This is a genomic window from Actinokineospora globicatena (genome assembly GCF_024171945.1).
Lineage (GTDB): Bacteria > Actinomycetota > Actinomycetes > Mycobacteriales > Pseudonocardiaceae > Actinokineospora > Actinokineospora globicatena.
On record NZ_JAMTCR010000002.1, the window covers coordinates 809,348 to 825,011 of the forward strand.

A 15,664-nucleotide genomic window follows, 5' to 3' on the forward strand; every position below is an offset into this window, starting at 1 on the left:
AACCCGGCCAACGGAAAGTGGCCCGCCAGCGCCCGTGCCGAAGTCGGTTGCCGCCTTCCGGATGCCGGGCTCTGGCGGCGCTTGCCTGCTTCACGGGACGTGGCCGTCGGGGGTGGTGGGCACCGCAGGTGAAAGACGTCGGCCTAGCAGGGCGGCGGGTGCGCCAGGTGTGGCAATACGGCCGCGTGGGGAGTGGCGTGGGGAGTGGGTCAGGGCTGGAAGGTGTTGGTGAAGGCGGTGCGGGTGGCGGAGTTGGGGTGGCGGTCGTAGACGGCGAAGGTGACCTGGTCGAAGAACGGGTTTTCGCGGAGGGCGGTGTGGAAGGCCGTGGCCACGGTGGCTGGGTCGTTGGCGAAGACGCCGCAGCCCCAGGCGCCGAGGAGTAGGCGGCGGTGGTTGTTGGCGGCGGCTACTTGAAGCACGCGGGCGGCTCGGCGGGTGAGGAGGTCGGGGATCGTGGGGAGGTGGTGTGGTTGGGTGCGCGCGACGGCGCCGTGGTTTGGGGCGGAGGCGGTGAAGAAGGTGACCGGGTAGGCGTCGGGGAGGAAAGTGCCCTTGTCGTCCCGGAATACCGGTACCCGGGGCGAGTAGATCACCCGGTCGCTGTAGATGAGTTCTTCGTGGGCGCGGTGGTACGCATAGAAGTCCCCTGCCGCTCGCAAGCATGGGTACAGCGCGGAACTGCGGGCGAGGCTCTCCTCCTGCGCCTGGGCGCCGTTGAGGAAACCGCCGCCCGCGTTGCGGGCTGAGGCGAACACGAGTGCCGCGACGTCACCACCCAACCTGCGGGCAGCGGCCAAAGTGGACTCGCCGGTCACCTCGACCTCGGCCACACCAACCTTGGCGTCAACCGGCACGACCTCATCCGGCAGGTACAACCTGGTCCCGGCCACCGCATGGCGCACTGCCGCGTGAATGTCCACATCGCCCACCGGGCCCGCGTAGCTCCCCCGCTCCGCGATCTCCACCGTTTCCCGGGCGATTCCCCGCAATCGACTGCTCACGCGGGCCATGGTCACCCGACCGACTGAACCGCGCAATCGAGTATCAGGCCTGGACAACCGTCCGCTTGCGCCTGCTCAGGCCGAACACGAGCCAAGCCGCGCCGCCGAGGAACACCAATGCGCCGCCCGCCAATGCAGGGGTGGACCAGTCGGACTTGTCAGCCGTCGGGGCGCCGTCGAGACCGGCCGCGGTGAACGCGGTGGTCGCGGAAAGAGTCTTTCCATCCACCTTGACCACCACCGCCGTGATCGCGGACGCGGGAATGCCGCCGCGCTCCGGGAGGGTGACGTACAAGCGGGAATCCCGGGAGTTGCCCCGGTTGTCCCCCATCACGAAGACCTTGCCCTGGTCGACCTGCACGCTGAAGGCCCGGGCCATGGGGTCCGCCGCGGTGTAGTCCTCCGAGATCGGCTTGCCGTTGACCGAGACGCGCCCCTCGTCATCCGAGGCGACGGTGTCCCCGCCCACGGCGACGACCCGCCTCACCAGCTTCTCGGACGATCCCCGGGAGTCCGCCCACACGTCGACCGGGAACACCACGATGTCCCCGCGCCGCACCTCGTCGCCGCTGATCTCCAACCCGGTCACCGAACTCTCGGCCGGGATCGTCGGCTCCATCGACACACCCGGCTCCGCGTACCGGTCATAGCTGGGCGCGAAGACAACCGTCAGCGCCAACACCGCCAGGCCGACCACCATCACGGCGACGGGCAACACCGAACCACGCATTGATCCCCCCAGATCCCCACCAGAGAACAAGAAACCGCAGCCGGGAAAAGTCCCGCTGCGGTGTCTTGGCGTGCACCCGAAGGGATTCGAACCCCTAACCTTCTGATCCGTAGTCAGATGCTCTATCCGTTGAGCTACGGGTGCTTGTTCAGTTGTCACCCAGCGAGCTGGGTGTACAGCGGAGGCTCCGGGATTTGAACCCGGGAGGGGCTTTGAACCCCAACCGCATTAGCAGTGCGGCGCCATAGACCAGACTAGGCGAAGCCTCCCGGGGCCCCTTGGCCGCTCGGGAGGTAAGACTACACAGGTGTCCGCGCGCAGGGCAAAACACCCCCCGGTCAGCGTCGCAGGGCTCGCAAAAGCGCTGGTGGGCGGCCTCCGAAGCCCTCGGCCTCGATCGCGGCGATGGCGACTCGGGGGAGGTCCCGGACAGCGGGGAAGACCAGGAAGCGGGGGTTCCAGGTGGGGGCGAACTTGGCGTTGAACCGGTAGAGGGTCTCGATCTGCCACCACCGGCTGCCCACGCGCAGCGCCTTGGCCCAGAGGCGGGCGACCGGGCCCGCGCCGATGCGGCCGCCGCGCTCGAGGGCGGCGCGGAAGACGGCGAAGTTGAGCGAGACCCGGGTGACGCCCAGGTCCGGGCAGGCGGCCAGCAGGTCGGCGATCATCAGCTCGTTGAGGCCGTTGTCGCCCACCGCCCGGTCGCGGCGCATGAGGTCGAGGGAGAGGCCGTCGCGGCCCCACGGGACGAACTGCAGCACGCCTGCGACCTCACCCTCGCGGGCGGCGGTGACCAGGACGCAGTCCGGGTCGTCCGGGCCCGCCAACCGCGACAGCGCCATGGAGAAGCCGCGTTCGGTCTCGGTGCCGCGCCAGCGCTCGGCCAGGGTGGACAGTTCGGCGCGCTCGGTCTCGTCGAGGTCGGCCGAGCGGCGGACCTGGACCCCGTACCCGGCCCGGCGGAGCTTGGCGACGGCTTGGCGGACTCCGCGCATGGAGCGGCCGTCGAGGGTGAAGGTGGTGGTGTCGACGATGGCCTCGTCGCCCAGCTCGATGGCGTCGAGGCCGTAGCGGACCCACACGGTGGCGCCGCGCTCCGAGCAGCCGATGACCGCGGGGACCCAGCCGTTCTCCCGGCACCCCGCGAGGAACACCTCGATGGCGCCCGGCCACGCCTCGATGTCGCCGAGCGGGTCACCGGAGGCGAGCGCGACCCCGGCGAGGACCCGGAACGGCACCGCGGCCTTGCCGGACGGGGAGAACACGACCGACTTGTCCCTGCGCAGCGCGAAGTAGCCGAGCGAGTCCTCGGCGCCGCGCGCGGACAGCAGTTCCCGCAGCCGCCACTCCGCGTCCGGTGCCAGGCCGGGCTTGGGTTCGGCGGAGCGCAGCAGGAAGTAGCCGCCGAGCAGCAGCGCGCCGATGCCGAAGGACAGGCCGACGGCGGCGGTGAGGTCGTCGAGCCAGGGCACCGGGTCCACCGGGCCGGACACGCCGATGAGGGCGAGCAGCGCGTGCAGCGCGCGGTCACCCAGCGGGGCACCCCCGGTGAACCGGGCCGGGGTGCTGCTGAGCAGGACCAGGTTGGCCAGGAACCCGGCCAGCAGCAGCTGCACGGTGACCCGGACCGCCCGCCACTTGCCGTGCACCGGGTCGGCCTTGGCGGTGAAGTGGCCGCGGGTGGCGATCAGCGCGACGCACAGCACGAGCGCGGTGACCCCGGAGCCGATGCCGTGCCGCCAGCCCAGGTGCGCGAGCGCGATGAGGCCGGTGACCCCGACGGCGACCTGCCAGGCCCTGCGCTTGCGCCTGCGCAGCGCGGTGGCGAGCATCAGCAGCATGACGCCGCTGGCCAGGGCCACCACACCGGCCGCGACGGTGGCCTCGGTCGGCAGGTCGAGCCAGCCGCCGATCGTGTCGCGCAGCCTGCGGCGGCCGACCGGGAGCACGACCGAGACGACCGCGAGCAACCCGACCACCCGGGCCGCCCAGGTCAGCAGTCGCAGCGTCAGTTCGTCACTGGGCCGCCACCGGCGACCGTCACCACTGGGCCGCGGCTGGCGGCCCTCGTCCTCGACACCCACGAGCACAGTGTCCTCGCCCACCGGGCCCCGGCGATTCATGGCGATCTCGAACACATCGGCCACGGCGTCCGCCCCGCTAGAGTCGCCGGTGCCACACCCAGAAGGAGGGGCACACACATGGACAAAGTCGTCCCGAACGCCGCTGCGGCGGTGGCCGACATCCCGGACGGCGCGAGCCTCGCCGTCGGCGGGTTCGGCCTCTGCGGCATCCCGAGCGCCCTCATCCAGGCGCTGCTCGAGAAGGGCGTCACCGGCCTCGAGGTCACGTCGAACAACTGCGGCGTCGACGACTGGGGCCTCGGCCTGCTGCTGCGCGAGAAGCGCATCAGCAGGATGACCAGCTCCTACGTCGGCGAGAACAAGGAGTTCGCGCGGCAGTACCTCTCCGGTGAGCTGGAGGTGGAGCTGACCCCGCAGGGCACGCTGGCCGAGCGGTTGCGCGCGGGCGGCTCCGGCATCCCGGCGTTCTTCACCCGGACGGGGGTCGGGACGCAGGTCGCCGACGGTGGGGTGCCGTGGCGCTACGACGACGCGGGCAACGTCTCGGTGTCCTCCCCGGCCAAGGAGGTGCGCGAGTTCGACGGGCACGACTACGTCCTGGAGCGGGCGATCGCCACCGACTTCGGCCTGGTGCGCGCGTGGAAGGGCGACCGGCACGGCAACCTCGTGTTCCGCGACTCCGCGCAGAACTTCAACCCGCTGTGCGCGATGGCGGGCCGGATCAGCATCGCCGAGGTGGAGGAGCTGGTGGAGCCGGGCGAGCTGGCCCCCGGTGAGGTCCACCTGCCCGGCATCTTCGTGCAGCGCGTCGTGCTGCTGTCGCCGGAAGAGGCCGTGGACAAGCGCATCGAGCGCCGGACCGTCCGTACCAAGGAGGCGTGAGATGGGACTGACCCGCGAGCAGATGGCGGCCCGCGCCGCGGCAGAGCTGTCTGACGGCTCTTACGTCAACCTGGGCATCGGCCTGCCGACGCTGGTGCCGAACTACGTCCCCGACGACGTCGAGATCGTGCTCCAGTCGGAGAACGGCATCCTCGGTGTCGGCCCCTACCCGTGGGCTGGCGAGGAGGACGCCGACCTGATCAACGCGGGCAAGGAGACGGTGACCGTCCGCCGCGGCGCGTCCTTCTTCGACTCCGCGCTGTCGTTCGGGATGATCCGCGGCGGCAAGGTGGACGCCGCGATCCTCGGCGCCATGCAGGTGTCCAAGGTCGGTGACATCGCGAACTGGATGATCCCCGGCAAGATGGTCAAGGGCATGGGCGGGGCGATGGACCTGGTGCACGGCGCCAAGAAGGTCATCGTGCTGATGGAGCACGTCGCCAAGGACGGCTCGTACAAGATCGTCAACGAGTGCTCGCTGCCCTACACCGGCCTGCGCGTGGCCCAGCGGATCATCACCGACCTGGCGGTCATCGACATCACCGACGACGGCCTGGTGCTGCGCGAGGTGGCCCCCGGGGTCAGCGTGGACGAGGTCCGCGCGAAGACCGAGCCCGAGCTGGTCGTCGACGACGTGGTGGAAGCCGCCGTCTAGCGCGTTCGGGGGCGGGGGCCGACCCGCCCCCTCAACGCGGGGCGACGGAGGCGACGAGCTCGCGCAGCCGCTGGGTCAGCCTGGGCGCGTCGGCCGGGGCGAGGGTCAGCCAGTCGACCCCGTCGCGCCTGGTCGGCAGCGCGAGGTAGCGGCCCGCGGTCGTGTCGAACCAGTTGACGACATCGGTGCGCGTGCGCCTGCCCACCCGGTCCAGGCTGTTGGCCGCGACCTGGCCGCCGCCGTGCCGCGAGTTCTCCACCAGGGTCGCGATGGTGCGCATGTCGCGCCCGGTCAGGCCGCCCTGGTTGAGCACCGTCTCCAGCCCGCCGAACCCGGTCTCGACGTAGGCGTCGATGGCGTCGTGGAACACGGACTTGCGCAGCGTCACCGCGGTACCCGGGCCCGGCTCGGCGTCGGGCAGCAGCGCCATGATCTCGGCGACCACCCCGCCACCGCGCAGCTGCCCGATGCGGATGCGCTCCCCCGTCTGCACAGCCAGGGCGGTGCGGCTGCCGCGACCGGCGCCGAGCACCCGCACGTGCCGACCGACGGAGAGCAGCCCGTCGACGCTGTAGTCGTGCTGGGCGAGCAGGGTCAGCGAGTCCTCGAGCTCCCGGTCGACGTCGGCGCCGTCGTGCAGGCCGCGCGCGACGAGGCCCTCGACGACCTCCTTGCGCAGCTGGTCGCGCTCGTCGGTGGTCTCGCCGAAGGACGGCACGTCGAGCGGGTACGGGCGGTCCGAGCGGCCGAGCGACTCCCAGAGCAGGTCGAACTCGACCAGCGTCAGCGATGCGATCTTCACCGCAGGTGCGCGTCGAACCAGTTGAGGGCGCGCTGCCACGCCTCGGGGGCACCGGGCTCCGGCTGGTAGCGGACCACGTCGGTGGCGATCTTGGCGGTGCTGGCCGCCTCGCGCAGCTTCTCCACCTGCTGCAGCATCGCCTGGTCGCTGTCGTCGCGGTAGAGGCCCAGCCACGGCACGCGCAGCTCGCCCGCCACCTCGATCAGCGCGGGCAGGCCCTCGGACAGCGGCTCCAGGATCCCGCCGCCGGAGACGGTGACGGCGGCACCGATGTTGCGGCTGGCGGCGACCACCAGCGCGACCGAGCCGCCCAGCTCGAAGCCGATGACGCCGATCCGGTCCGCGGCCAGGCCGTGCTCGGCCAGCCAGGCGAACCCGATGTCGGTCGCGGCCAGCACCGAGTCGCCGGACAGGCCGCTGACCTTGTCCCTGGCCTCGTCGTGGCCGATCTCGGCCGAGCCCGCCTCGCCCGGGTACAGGTGCGGGACCACGACCAGCCAGCCCTCGCCCGCGAGCCGCGCCACCATGGCGGTCGTGGTGTCGGTGATCCCCCTGGCCTCGTGCAGCACGACGAGACCGCCTCTGGTCACCCCGTCGGGTTCGGCGTAGGTGAGGCGCAGCGCACGGCCGTCAGCGAGCCGGAAGTCCTCAGTGCGGGTCTGGGCCATGACATACCCAACCATGCCGGGGTTAATAACAGTCAACGTGATCACACGCTCACCCGTCCGCAGGAAACGGCCATTTTCACCCGGTCAGCAGTGCACGGAGAACGAACACCCGTGTCCGCTCGGTAGCATGCGGGACAGCGGCCGGCTGCGGGCCGCCACTGTGGACCGACGAGGAGCCCCGATGACCGTGCGTACCCGCGCTGACCTGGACTCGCTGCCCGGCTACATCCCGGGCAAGAGCGTCGCCGGGGCGGTGAAGCTGGCCAGCAACGAGGTCTCGCTCGGCCCGCTGCCCAGCGTGGTGACCGCCATCGCGGCGGCGGCTGCGGGGATCAACCGCTACCCGGACAGCGGCGCGACCGAGCTGGTCGCCGCGCTGGCGGCGAAGCTGGGCGTCGAACCGTCCCAGGTGGCCGTCGGGTGCGGGTCGGTGACGCTGTGCCAGCAGCTCATCCAGGCCACCTGCACCGAGGCCGACGAGGTGCTGTTCCCGTGGCGCTCGTTCGAGGCGTACCCGATCCTCACCCACGTGGTCGGCGCCAGCCAGGTCCGCGTGCCGCTGACCGCGGAGCACGCCCTCGACATCGACGCCATGATCGCCGCGGTCACCCCGGCCACCCGGTTGGTCTACGTCTGCACCCCGAACAACCCGACCGGCACCGCGCTGACCCGCGCCGAGCTGGAGCGGTTCATCGACGCCGTGCCCAGCGACGTGCTCGTGGTGATCGACGAGGCCTACCGCGAGTTCGTCGACGACCCGGAGGTCCCGGACGGCGTGGTGATCGCCAAGGAGCAGTGGGCGCGCGGCCGCGACAACGTGGCGGTGCTGCGGACCTTCTCCAAGGCGTACGGGCTGGCAGGCCTGCGGGTCGGCTACCTGGTCGCGCCGGAGTCGGTCACCGAGGCCGTGCGCAAGGTGTTCGTGCCCTTCGGCGTGAACGCGATCGCGCAGGTGGCGGCGCTGGCCTCGCTGGCGGCGGAGGACGAGCTGCTGGCGCGCTGCCGCGACATCGTGGCCGAGCGCGGCCGGGTGCGCGCGGAGCTGCTGGCGCTGGGCTACGAGGTGCCGGAGACGCAGGCGAACTTCGTGTGGCTGCCGCTGGGCGAGCGGACCGCCGAGTTCAACGAGCACTGCCTCAACCACAAGGTCGTGGTGCGCGCGTTCGCCGGTGACGGTGCGCGGGTGACCATCGGGACACCCGAGGAGAACGACCTGTTCCTCAGCGCCGCCAAGGCGTTCAGCGGCTGATCACTTCAGCAGCAGCTGCAGGATCGCCGCGGTCCCGACCACGACGATGACGCCGCGCAGGACGGTGGGCGAGAGCTTCTTGCCCACCTTCGCGCCGAGCACCCCGCCGATGGTCGAGCTGACGGCGATCAGCGCGACCGCGAGCCACGCGACATCGGCGACGAACACGAAGACGATGCCCGAGGCCAGGTTCACCACGGCGGCCAGCACGTTCTTGATCGCGTTGACCCGCTGCAGCGACTCGCTGAGCAGGATCCCCATGACCCCCATCAGCAGGATCCCCTGCGCGGCACCGAAGTAGCCGCCGTAGACGCCGACGACGAAGGTGCCCGCCAGCAGCGCGATGCCGCCGTGCGGGTGCCGGTCGCCCTGGCGGTCGGCCAGTTTCCGCGCCAGCCACGGCTGGAGCACGACCAGCACCAGCGCGACGGCGATCAGCGCGGGGACGATCGCCTCGAACGCGCCGGGCGGCAGGACGAGCAGCAGCACGGCACCGCAGGCGCCGCCGACGGTGGCGACGGCGCCGAGCCGCAGCAGGATGGGGCGCTGGCCGACGAGGTGGTCCCGGTAGCCGATCGCGCCGGACACCGAGCCGAACACCAGGCCCATGCCGTTGGAGACGTTGGCGACCACCGGCGGGTAGCCGACGGCGAGCAGCACGGGGAACGTGATCAGGGTGCCGGAGCCGACCACGGAGTTGATGCCCCCGGCGAGCATCCCGGCAACGAAGACCAGGACGCCCTCCCAGAAGGTCAGCGTCACTGGACAGGTCCGATCATCCGCACCCGGTCGACCCTAGTGGCCGGACCTAGCGGTCGCTGCTGAACGCGGCGAGCATCTCGGTCTTGGCGTCGTCGAGGTACTCGTGCAGCAGGCCGACCGCGCCCTCCACGTCCCCGCCCGACACCGCGTCGACGATGCCCGCGTTGCGGGTCAGGTACTTCTCGTGGAACGCGCGCGGGTCGCCCATCTCGTGGAAGCCCAGGCGCAGCTCGGCGGTCAGCTGGCCCATCAGCTCGTCGAGCCGCGCGCTGCCGACCGAGGCGACGATCGCCTTGTGGAAGCGCATGTTCGCGGTGCCGACGCCGAGCCAGTCGTGGGCTTTCGCGCACGCCTTGCCCTTGGCGACGGCCTGGCTCATGGCGGTCCAGTCGGCCTCGCGGGAGCGGCGCAGCGCGGTCAGCTCGATCAGCACCCGGACGGTGAACAGGTCGCGCACGTCGTCGGCGGTGAGGGCGCGGACGAACACGCCCCGGTTGACCTTGTGCTCGACCAGCTTCTCGTGCGCCAGCAGCCGGAACGCCTCGCGCAGCGTGTTGCGGGACACCTCGAGCGGGCCGAGCAGCGACTCCTCGACCACCCGGTCACCCGGCCGCAGCCCGCCTTCCATGATCAGCTCGCGCAGCGCGTCGGCGGCGACCTCGGCCGCCGTCCCGTGCACCCGCCGCCGCAAACCCACCAGGTCCCGCAGCCTGCCCACCGCGTCCTCGACACTCACCCGCACCCTCCCACTCTCGCGATCCCCCGGTTAGCAGATCGTTCAACAATCCTACGGTTCACTCGAAGGATCGTCCAATTGAAGTATTGTCATATTGTTGAACAATCGCCACACTGGGGTCGACACAGCAGGTGAGCGACCGAGTGGGGTGAGTGATGGCACAGACGACGGAGCACGAGGCCACCAGGCGGGGGCACTGGTGGCGGGACCTGCCCGGACGCGGGCGCAAGGCGGTGGTCGGGGCATTCCTCGGCTACGGGCTCGACTCCTACGACTTCTGGGTCCTGCCGCTCGGCCTCACCGCCATCGCGGCCACGTTCGGGCTCAACACCGGGCAGACCGGGCTGCTCTCGACCACGACCCTGGTGTTCTCCGCGGTCGGCGGGGTCGCCGCCGGGGTCTTGGCCGACCGGCTCGGCCGGGTCAGGACCCTGATGATCACGGTCATCACCTACGCCGTGTTCACCGCGCTGTGCGGGCTCGCCCCCAACTACGAGACGCTGCTGGCGATGCGCGCCCTCCAGGGCCTCGGCTTCGGCGGCGAGTGGGCGACGGGCGCGATCCTGGTCGCCGAGTACGTCGGCGCCGCACACCGGGGCCGGGCGGCGGCGCTGGTGCAGAGCTCGTGGGCGGTCGGCTGGGGTCTCGCCGCGCTGGTGTCGACAGTGGTGTTCAGCGTGGCCGACCCGGAGACCGGCTGGCGGGTGCTGTTCTTCACCGGCGCCCTGCCCGCGCTGCTGGTGATCTACCTGCGGCGCGGCATCGAGGACGCGCCGGTGTTCTCCAGGGAGAAGGCGAAGGGCTCGCTCAAGGCGATCTTCCGCAGGGACCTGGTGCGCCGCACCGTGTTCGCGTCGTTGCTGGCGACGGGCTGCCAGGGCGGCTACTACACGCTGGCGACCTGGCTACCGGCGTTCCTGAGCAAGGAGCGCGGTCTCACCGTGATCGGCACCGGCGGCTACCTGACGTTCTTGATCAGCGGCGCCTTCCTCGGTTACCTCACCGGCGGCCAGTTCGCCGACCGGTTGGGCCGCAAGGCGACCTTCCGGCTGTTCGCCGTGCTGGCCGCGGCGCTGCTGCTCGCCTACACGCAACTGCCCAGCTCGGTCGGCGGGTACGTGATGTACCTGGGCTTCCCGCTCGGCTTCTGCTCGTCGGCGATCTTCTCCGGCTTCGGCGCGTACCTGGCCGAGCTCTACCCCAGCCGGGCCAGGGGTGCCGGTCCCGGCTTCACCTACAACTTCGGCCGCGCCGTCGGCGCCTTCTTCCCGGCCGCCATCGGTTTCATCGCGCTGCGCTACGGCATCGGCGGGGCGATGGCGTTCGGCGCGGTCGCCTACGGCCTCGCATTCGTCTCCCTGTTCTGGCTACCGGAAACGAAAGACCACGAACTGTCCTGAGAGGAGTGTCCGTGCACGGCGAGTGGAAGGCAGGTGCCGTCCCAGGGGCGGTGTTCCCACCAGGGGGTTAGCCATGTCAGACCTAGCGATGATCGCGTTCGGCGTGTTGTTCGCGTGCCTCGGCGCGCTGTGGTTGCTCGGCAGGGCGGAGCTGTTCGGCCAGTTGGCGGTGACCGGCTTCGTGCTCGGTTCACTCGCGACGGTGTCGTTGTTCGTGTTGCTGGGCTGAGAAAGCAGTGGGGGGCGGTGCCAACCCGGCGCCGCCCCCCACTGTTCTGCCTAGATCACGCGAGGTGCTGCCTGCGGCGGGTGCTGAGCACAGCCCCCGCACCCAGGACCAGAGCCACGAACCCGAACCACCCGAGCCCGATGACGCCGGCACCGGTGTCGGCGAGCCCGCCGCCGGTGGTGCCGCTGGTGCCGCGCGGGGTCACGCCGCCCTGGACCGCGGGCTGCTTGGTGCCGGGGGTGACCGCCCCGGAGTCCACCGGCTGCCTGGGGACCGCGACGACCTCGGCCGTGGCGGAGATGTCCACCGTGCCGGTGCTGGTCGAGTAGCCGTCGGCCACCACCATGACGCCGATGAGCACCCGGCCGAGCCGCGCCGGGATGGTGCCGGTCACGGTGACCGTCTTCGTCGCGCCCGGCGCCAGGGTCAGCCCCGGCTGACCGGGACCGATCGGCTCCCAGTGCGACTGGGCCTGGAAGTCGCCGTCGGCGCGCATGCCGCGCACACCGACACCGGTGAGCTCCTTGCTGCCCTTGTTGGTGAAGGTGAACGTGAACTGCGCGGTGTCACCGGGGTGGTAGGTCGCGCGGTCGAAGGTGACCGACGCGTCCAGCTGCTTGTTCAGCACCTGCACCGCGCGGATCGACGCGTCGTAACCCGCGCTCGTCACCACGACGTAGTCCTTGTTCCCCTGGCCCGACTCGCCGACGATCTCGACGTCGTCCCCGGGGGCACCGTAGATGACCGCGTACCGGGTAGCGGGAACGCCTGCGAAGGAGAACCGGCCCTCGGAGTCGGTCATCCGGTCCATGAACCAGTTCCCGGCCGAGGCCGACGCGGTCACCATGACATTCGGGAGGCCCTCGCCCGGGTCGACGACGCGGTCGCCGTCGAGGTCGAGGTAGACCACGCCGGTGTAGTCGCCGGTCGCGTAGGTGACGTTGGCGTTGGCGCGGAAGGCGTTGTTCGACCGGTCGTAGTCGGCGCCGTCCACGGCGACGGTCCCCTCGACGACGACCGGGGCAGACGCGGCCGGGTTGGCGAAGCCGGTCACCACGAACTCACGGGTCTCACCCGGCGCGAGGGTGATGCCCTGCTCGACCGGCAGCCCGCCGCGGTCGACCACCCGCAGCGAGACGGCGGTGGCCTGCTCGAACGCCACCTTGACCCCGGTCGCAGGCGCGTCACCGTTGTTGCGGATGGTGATCGTGGCGCGGACCTCGTCGCTGGTCAGGTACTCGGCCTTGTCCAGCCGGACGTCGGCCTGGACGTCGGGGTACTGCCCCTCGTGCTCCCAGTCGAGCACGACCGGCAGGTACAGGCGGCCCCCGCTCGGCGCCGTGATCGGGAACAAGAGCGGCGAGCCCAGCGGTGTGTCGAAGCGGATCGGGCCGTCCGCCAGGATCGCGTAGACACCGACCGGGACGCCGGAGAAGTTGACGTTGCCGTCCTCGTCGGAGGTGGTGGTGGCGACGATCCGCCCGGTCGCCCGGTCGCGCAGCCGCACGGTGACATCGGGCAGCAGCCAGTTCTCGCCGTCCTCCACCACGTAGATCAGGCCGGAACCGCCTCCCAGCACCCCGTCGACCTGCGCCTCGGCCAGCACGCTCACCATGATCGTGGGCTCCTGCTGGGTGGCGATGTCGCAGTCGGCGACGACGTAGCCGGTGTTCGCGGCGTCGGCGGGCACGATGTCTTCGATGGTGTAGGCGACCGTGCTGTTGCCTGCCAGCGTCACACCCCCGGTACCGGGGCGCAGGTCGCCCCAGGCGGCACTGGTGCCGAGTCCCTGCGGGTGGCACGCGAGGCTGAGACCGGTCAGCGCCCTCGGGTGCCGGTTGGTGAGGATCAGCGTCGCCTTCACCGCCGCACCAGCGGTGTAGCGCGGTTTGTCGAAGGTCAACCGGGCGGTCAGCGAGGTCGTGGTGTCCAGCCAGGCCCGCACGCGGACGTCGGCGTAGGCGTCGCCGGAGATGTAGAGCGCCTCCGTCGCCGACCCGGTCACACCCGCGATCCGCACCCGGGCGTCCGCCGGGGTGTAGCTGACGGTGTAGCGGCCCTTGGCCAGGTCCGGGAAGTCGAACCGGCCGTTCGCGCCGGTGTATCGCTCCACAGTGGACCCGTCGGCGCCCTTGACCCTGACCAGGACGCTCTGGGAGCCCTCATTGGGGTCGGGGACGCCGTCGGAGTCGGAGTCGAGGTAGACCAAGCCGCCGAAGTGGCCGGTGGGGGCGACGTCGACCTCGGCGGAGGCGGTCGCGGTGTTGTCCGCGGGGTTCGCGTCGCCGTCGGGGACGATCGCGGTGAAGGTCAGGTCGACCTTGCCGTTCTCCACGTCGTCGACGCGCGCGGTCAGGTTGATCGTCCTGGTCGCCCCGGCGCCGATCCCCTCGCCCCACGGGCGCAGGAACGGGCTGATCTCCCTGGAGGGGACCAACTTCCCGCTGTAGTCGAGCCGGACACCGTTGGCGGGCACCGCGCTCTTGTTGGTGAGCTTCAGCGTCACGCCGACGGTGTCGGACGGGGTGATGCGCGTCTTGTCGAAGGTGACCGAGACGCTGACGTCGGCCTTGATCGCCGCCGTCGTGGTCTGGGCAGCGGGCGCGGGCTTGTTCGGCACCGGCTCCTGCGCGCCCGGGACCGGGATGACCACCGGCGGCGTCGGCTCCGGCGGCCGCACCGGCGGGTTCTCCGTCGACGGCACCGGCTCGACCGGGGTGGTCGGGACCGGATCGGTCGGCGGGGTGGTCGGCTGCTCGGTGGGGGTTTCCACCGGGGTGGTCGGCGGGACGTCCACCGGGGTGGTTGCCGCAGGTGGCGGCGGTTGTTCGGTCGGCTGCTCGGTCGCCGTCGGGGAGGGCTCGGTCGTGTCCTGCGCGTTGGCGGAGGGCACGGCGAGGGTCCCGGTCATGGCTAACGCGGCAGCGACCACGCCGAAGCGGGACACCGCTCGGCGCACGGAGGTGCGGCGCACTGTTTTTCGACTCTCCCCAGAATCTTCAGCCGCACAACGCCCCGATGGGTTCCCCCGAAACCCACGCCGCGCGGAACAATTGCTATCCCGGGCATTCTAGGCATATGTCCGGTTGCGCCAGCAATCACCCCGCCGCGAGCTGCCGCCGATCAGCCGAGGTCGCGCGCTCCGAAGGTGTCGCACTCGGTGGGGTTGCCGCCGTTGATGCCGGTCAGGAACCACTGCTCGCGCTGCGCGGAGGACCCGTGCGAGAACTGGCTCTCGTCGACCTTGCCGCCGCCGAGGTTCTTCTGGATGAAGTCGTCACCGATGCGGGCCGCGACGTCGAGCGCGCGGTTCACGTCGTCCTGGGAGATGGACCGGATCAACGGCCTGCCGCTGGCGCTCGGCGTGGTGGTCGCGTGGTTGGCCCACACCCCGGCGTAGCAGTCGGCCTGCAGCTCGAGCCGGACGCCGTCGGAGGTCGGGCCGGTGCCCTCGCGGACCTTGCCGGAGGTGCCGAGCAGGTTCTGCACGTGGTGGCCGTACTCGTGGGCGAGCACGTAGGCCTCGGCGAAGGTGCCGCCCTGCGCGCCGAAGCGGGTCTGCAGGTCGCGGAAGAAGGTCAGGTCGATGTAGACCTTGCCGTCGGCCGGGCAGTAGAACGGGCCGACGTCGGAGGTGGCGTTGCCGCACGCGGTGTTGACCCCGCCGCTGAAGAACGTGGTGGTGGCCTGCTCGTAGGTGCGGCCGGAGCGGGCGAACTGGTCGGTCCAGTAGCCCTGGATCGAGTTGATCAGCGCGACCCTGGCGCAGTCCGGCTTGGTGTTGGCGTCCTTGCCGGTGCGGCACTCCTTGGCCAGGTCACCGCTGCTGACGGTGTCCCCGCCGCTGACCGCGTCGGTGCTCAGCGGCGCGCCAGCCGGGACCCCGCCCAGCTGGGAGAGCACGAAGTACAGGATGAAGCCGACGATCCCGAGGCCACCGCCGCCGAGCGCCACCCGGCCGCCGATCCCCCTGGCGTCGGAGACCTGGGAGGTGTCCAGTCCAGCGCCGTCGTCGAACTCCACGACCACTCCCGTTTTTCGTGCCGCCGTGCTCCTTGGTCAACAGGATAGTGCGCGCGGGCGGCCGGGGCCGTGCCGAACCGGCCCCGGACAGACGCCTGGGTGCGACCGCCTGACGTCGGCGATCGCACCCAGGGTTGTCACGTCGCAATGGCCCACCGCTCCGGCGGTTGGCGTGGAGCCCAGCCGGGCGGATCAGGAGACGCGCCCGATGCGGGGTTCAACATCGTCGAGGTGCCTGACCGACACGTGTCGCGTGCCGCGCACTCGAGGAGATCCGTCGAACTCGCCGCACTCGTCCACAGCCGAGCCGATGCTGTCGGCTCAGCCGCGGGGTTGCGGCAGGCGGCAGACCATTACGGGATTTGTCTGCTTCGCCACGGCACCACCTACCCCTTCCCGGCGGGCGCGGTGACCGAGTGGTTCGGTGTGGTCTCGCCCGA

14 protein-coding genes and 2 tRNA genes are annotated in these 15,664 nt (G+C 71.1%); 5 read left to right on the plus strand and 11 right to left on the minus strand.

Annotated elements, in window-relative coordinates; genetic code table 11:
- Positions 1-209: 209 nt before the first annotated feature.
- From LV79_RS03800 to LV79_RS03820, 5 genes are all read right to left on the minus strand, one after another.
- Positions 210-1,004, minus strand: a complete 795-nt coding sequence (locus LV79_RS03800) for a TIGR02452 family protein (protein ID WP_253832058.1) — start codon at positions 1,002-1,004, stop codon at positions 210-212.
- A 43-nt stretch (positions 1,005-1,047) separates the two neighbouring features.
- Positions 1,048-1,734 carry a signal peptidase I gene (gene lepB, locus LV79_RS03805; RefSeq protein ID WP_253832088.1) on the minus strand — a complete coding sequence of 229 codons (687 nt, stop codon included), beginning with the start codon at positions 1,732-1,734 and terminating at the stop codon, positions 1,048-1,050.
- A 71-nt stretch (positions 1,735-1,805) separates the two neighbouring features.
- Positions 1,806-1,878 (minus strand) — tRNA-Arg (locus LV79_RS03810).
- A gap of 35 nt (positions 1,879-1,913) precedes the next feature.
- Positions 1,914-2,003 (minus strand) — tRNA-Ser (locus LV79_RS03815).
- A 69-nt stretch (positions 2,004-2,072) separates the two neighbouring features.
- Positions 2,073-3,857, minus strand: coding sequence for a phosphatidylglycerol lysyltransferase domain-containing protein (locus LV79_RS03820; protein WP_301320635.1), 1,785 nt, complete (start codon positions 3,855-3,857; stop codon positions 2,073-2,075).
- A 78-nt stretch (positions 3,858-3,935) separates the two neighbouring features.
- On the opposite strand from LV79_RS03820, the gene LV79_RS03825 reads away from it, so the two are divergent.
- Together LV79_RS03825 and LV79_RS03830 are read left to right on the plus strand one after the other, a co-directional pair.
- Positions 3,936-4,700, plus strand: a complete 765-nt coding sequence (locus LV79_RS03825) for a CoA transferase subunit A (protein ID WP_253832092.1) — start codon at positions 3,936-3,938, stop codon at positions 4,698-4,700.
- Between the two features lies 1 nt (position 4,701).
- Positions 4,702-5,355 carry a CoA transferase subunit B gene (locus LV79_RS03830; RefSeq protein WP_253832094.1) on the plus strand — a complete coding sequence of 218 codons (654 nt, stop codon included), beginning with the start codon at positions 4,702-4,704 and terminating at the stop codon, positions 5,353-5,355.
- A gap of 31 nt (positions 5,356-5,386) precedes the next feature.
- Here LV79_RS03830 and LV79_RS03835 read toward each other — a convergent pair whose 3' ends face one another.
- On the minus strand, positions 5,387-6,157 hold the full coding sequence (locus LV79_RS03835; RefSeq protein ID WP_253832096.1) for an ESX secretion-associated protein EspG: 771 nt from the start codon (positions 6,155-6,157) through the stop codon (positions 5,387-5,389).
- Entirely contained in the window at positions 6,154-6,825 is a 672-nt protein-coding gene (locus tag LV79_RS03840) for a dienelactone hydrolase family protein (protein ID WP_253835755.1), read from the minus strand. The genes LV79_RS03835 and LV79_RS03840 overlap by 4 nt, the downstream gene beginning before the upstream one ends.
- A gap of 181 nt (positions 6,826-7,006) precedes the next feature.
- Between LV79_RS03840 and hisC the strand changes: the two genes are divergently transcribed.
- Positions 7,007-8,074, plus strand: a complete 1,068-nt coding sequence (gene hisC, locus LV79_RS03845; protein ID WP_253832098.1) for a histidinol-phosphate transaminase — start codon at positions 7,007-7,009, stop codon at positions 8,072-8,074.
- On the opposite strand, the gene LV79_RS03850 is transcribed toward hisC, so the two are convergent.
- Together LV79_RS03850 and LV79_RS03855 are read right to left on the minus strand one after the other, a co-directional pair.
- A complete protein-coding gene (locus LV79_RS03850; protein ID WP_253835757.1) occupies positions 8,075-8,830 on the minus strand; it encodes a sulfite exporter TauE/SafE family protein in 756 nt (251 codons plus the stop codon). It lies immediately after the preceding gene.
- 52 nt (positions 8,831-8,882) lie between these two features.
- Complete coding sequence (locus LV79_RS03855; protein WP_253832100.1) at positions 8,883-9,572, minus strand: GntR family transcriptional regulator; 690 nt, start codon at positions 9,570-9,572, stop codon at positions 8,883-8,885.
- A 155-nt stretch (positions 9,573-9,727) separates the two neighbouring features.
- Between LV79_RS03855 and LV79_RS03860 the strand changes: the two genes are divergently transcribed.
- Both LV79_RS03860 and LV79_RS03865 read left to right on the plus strand, forming a co-directional pair.
- On the plus strand, positions 9,728-10,972 hold the full coding sequence (locus LV79_RS03860) for an MFS transporter (protein ID WP_253832102.1): 1,245 nt from the start codon (positions 9,728-9,730) through the stop codon (positions 10,970-10,972).
- A 73-nt stretch (positions 10,973-11,045) separates the two neighbouring features.
- Positions 11,046-11,201 (plus strand): hypothetical protein, encoded by a 156-nt coding sequence (locus LV79_RS03865; RefSeq protein WP_253832104.1) that lies wholly within the window; start codon positions 11,046-11,048, stop codon positions 11,199-11,201.
- 55 nt (positions 11,202-11,256) lie between these two features.
- Here LV79_RS03865 and LV79_RS03870 read toward each other — a convergent pair whose 3' ends face one another.
- On the minus strand, positions 11,257-14,175 hold the full coding sequence (locus LV79_RS03870; protein WP_253832106.1) for an SdrD B-like domain-containing protein: 2,919 nt from the start codon (positions 14,173-14,175) through the stop codon (positions 11,257-11,259).
- 149 nt (positions 14,176-14,324) lie between these two features.
- On the minus strand, positions 14,325-15,224 hold the full coding sequence (gene ypfJ / locus LV79_RS03875; RefSeq protein WP_253832108.1) for a KPN_02809 family neutral zinc metallopeptidase: 900 nt from the start codon (positions 15,222-15,224) through the stop codon (positions 14,325-14,327).
- Between the last annotated feature and the right edge of the window lie 440 nt (positions 15,225-15,664).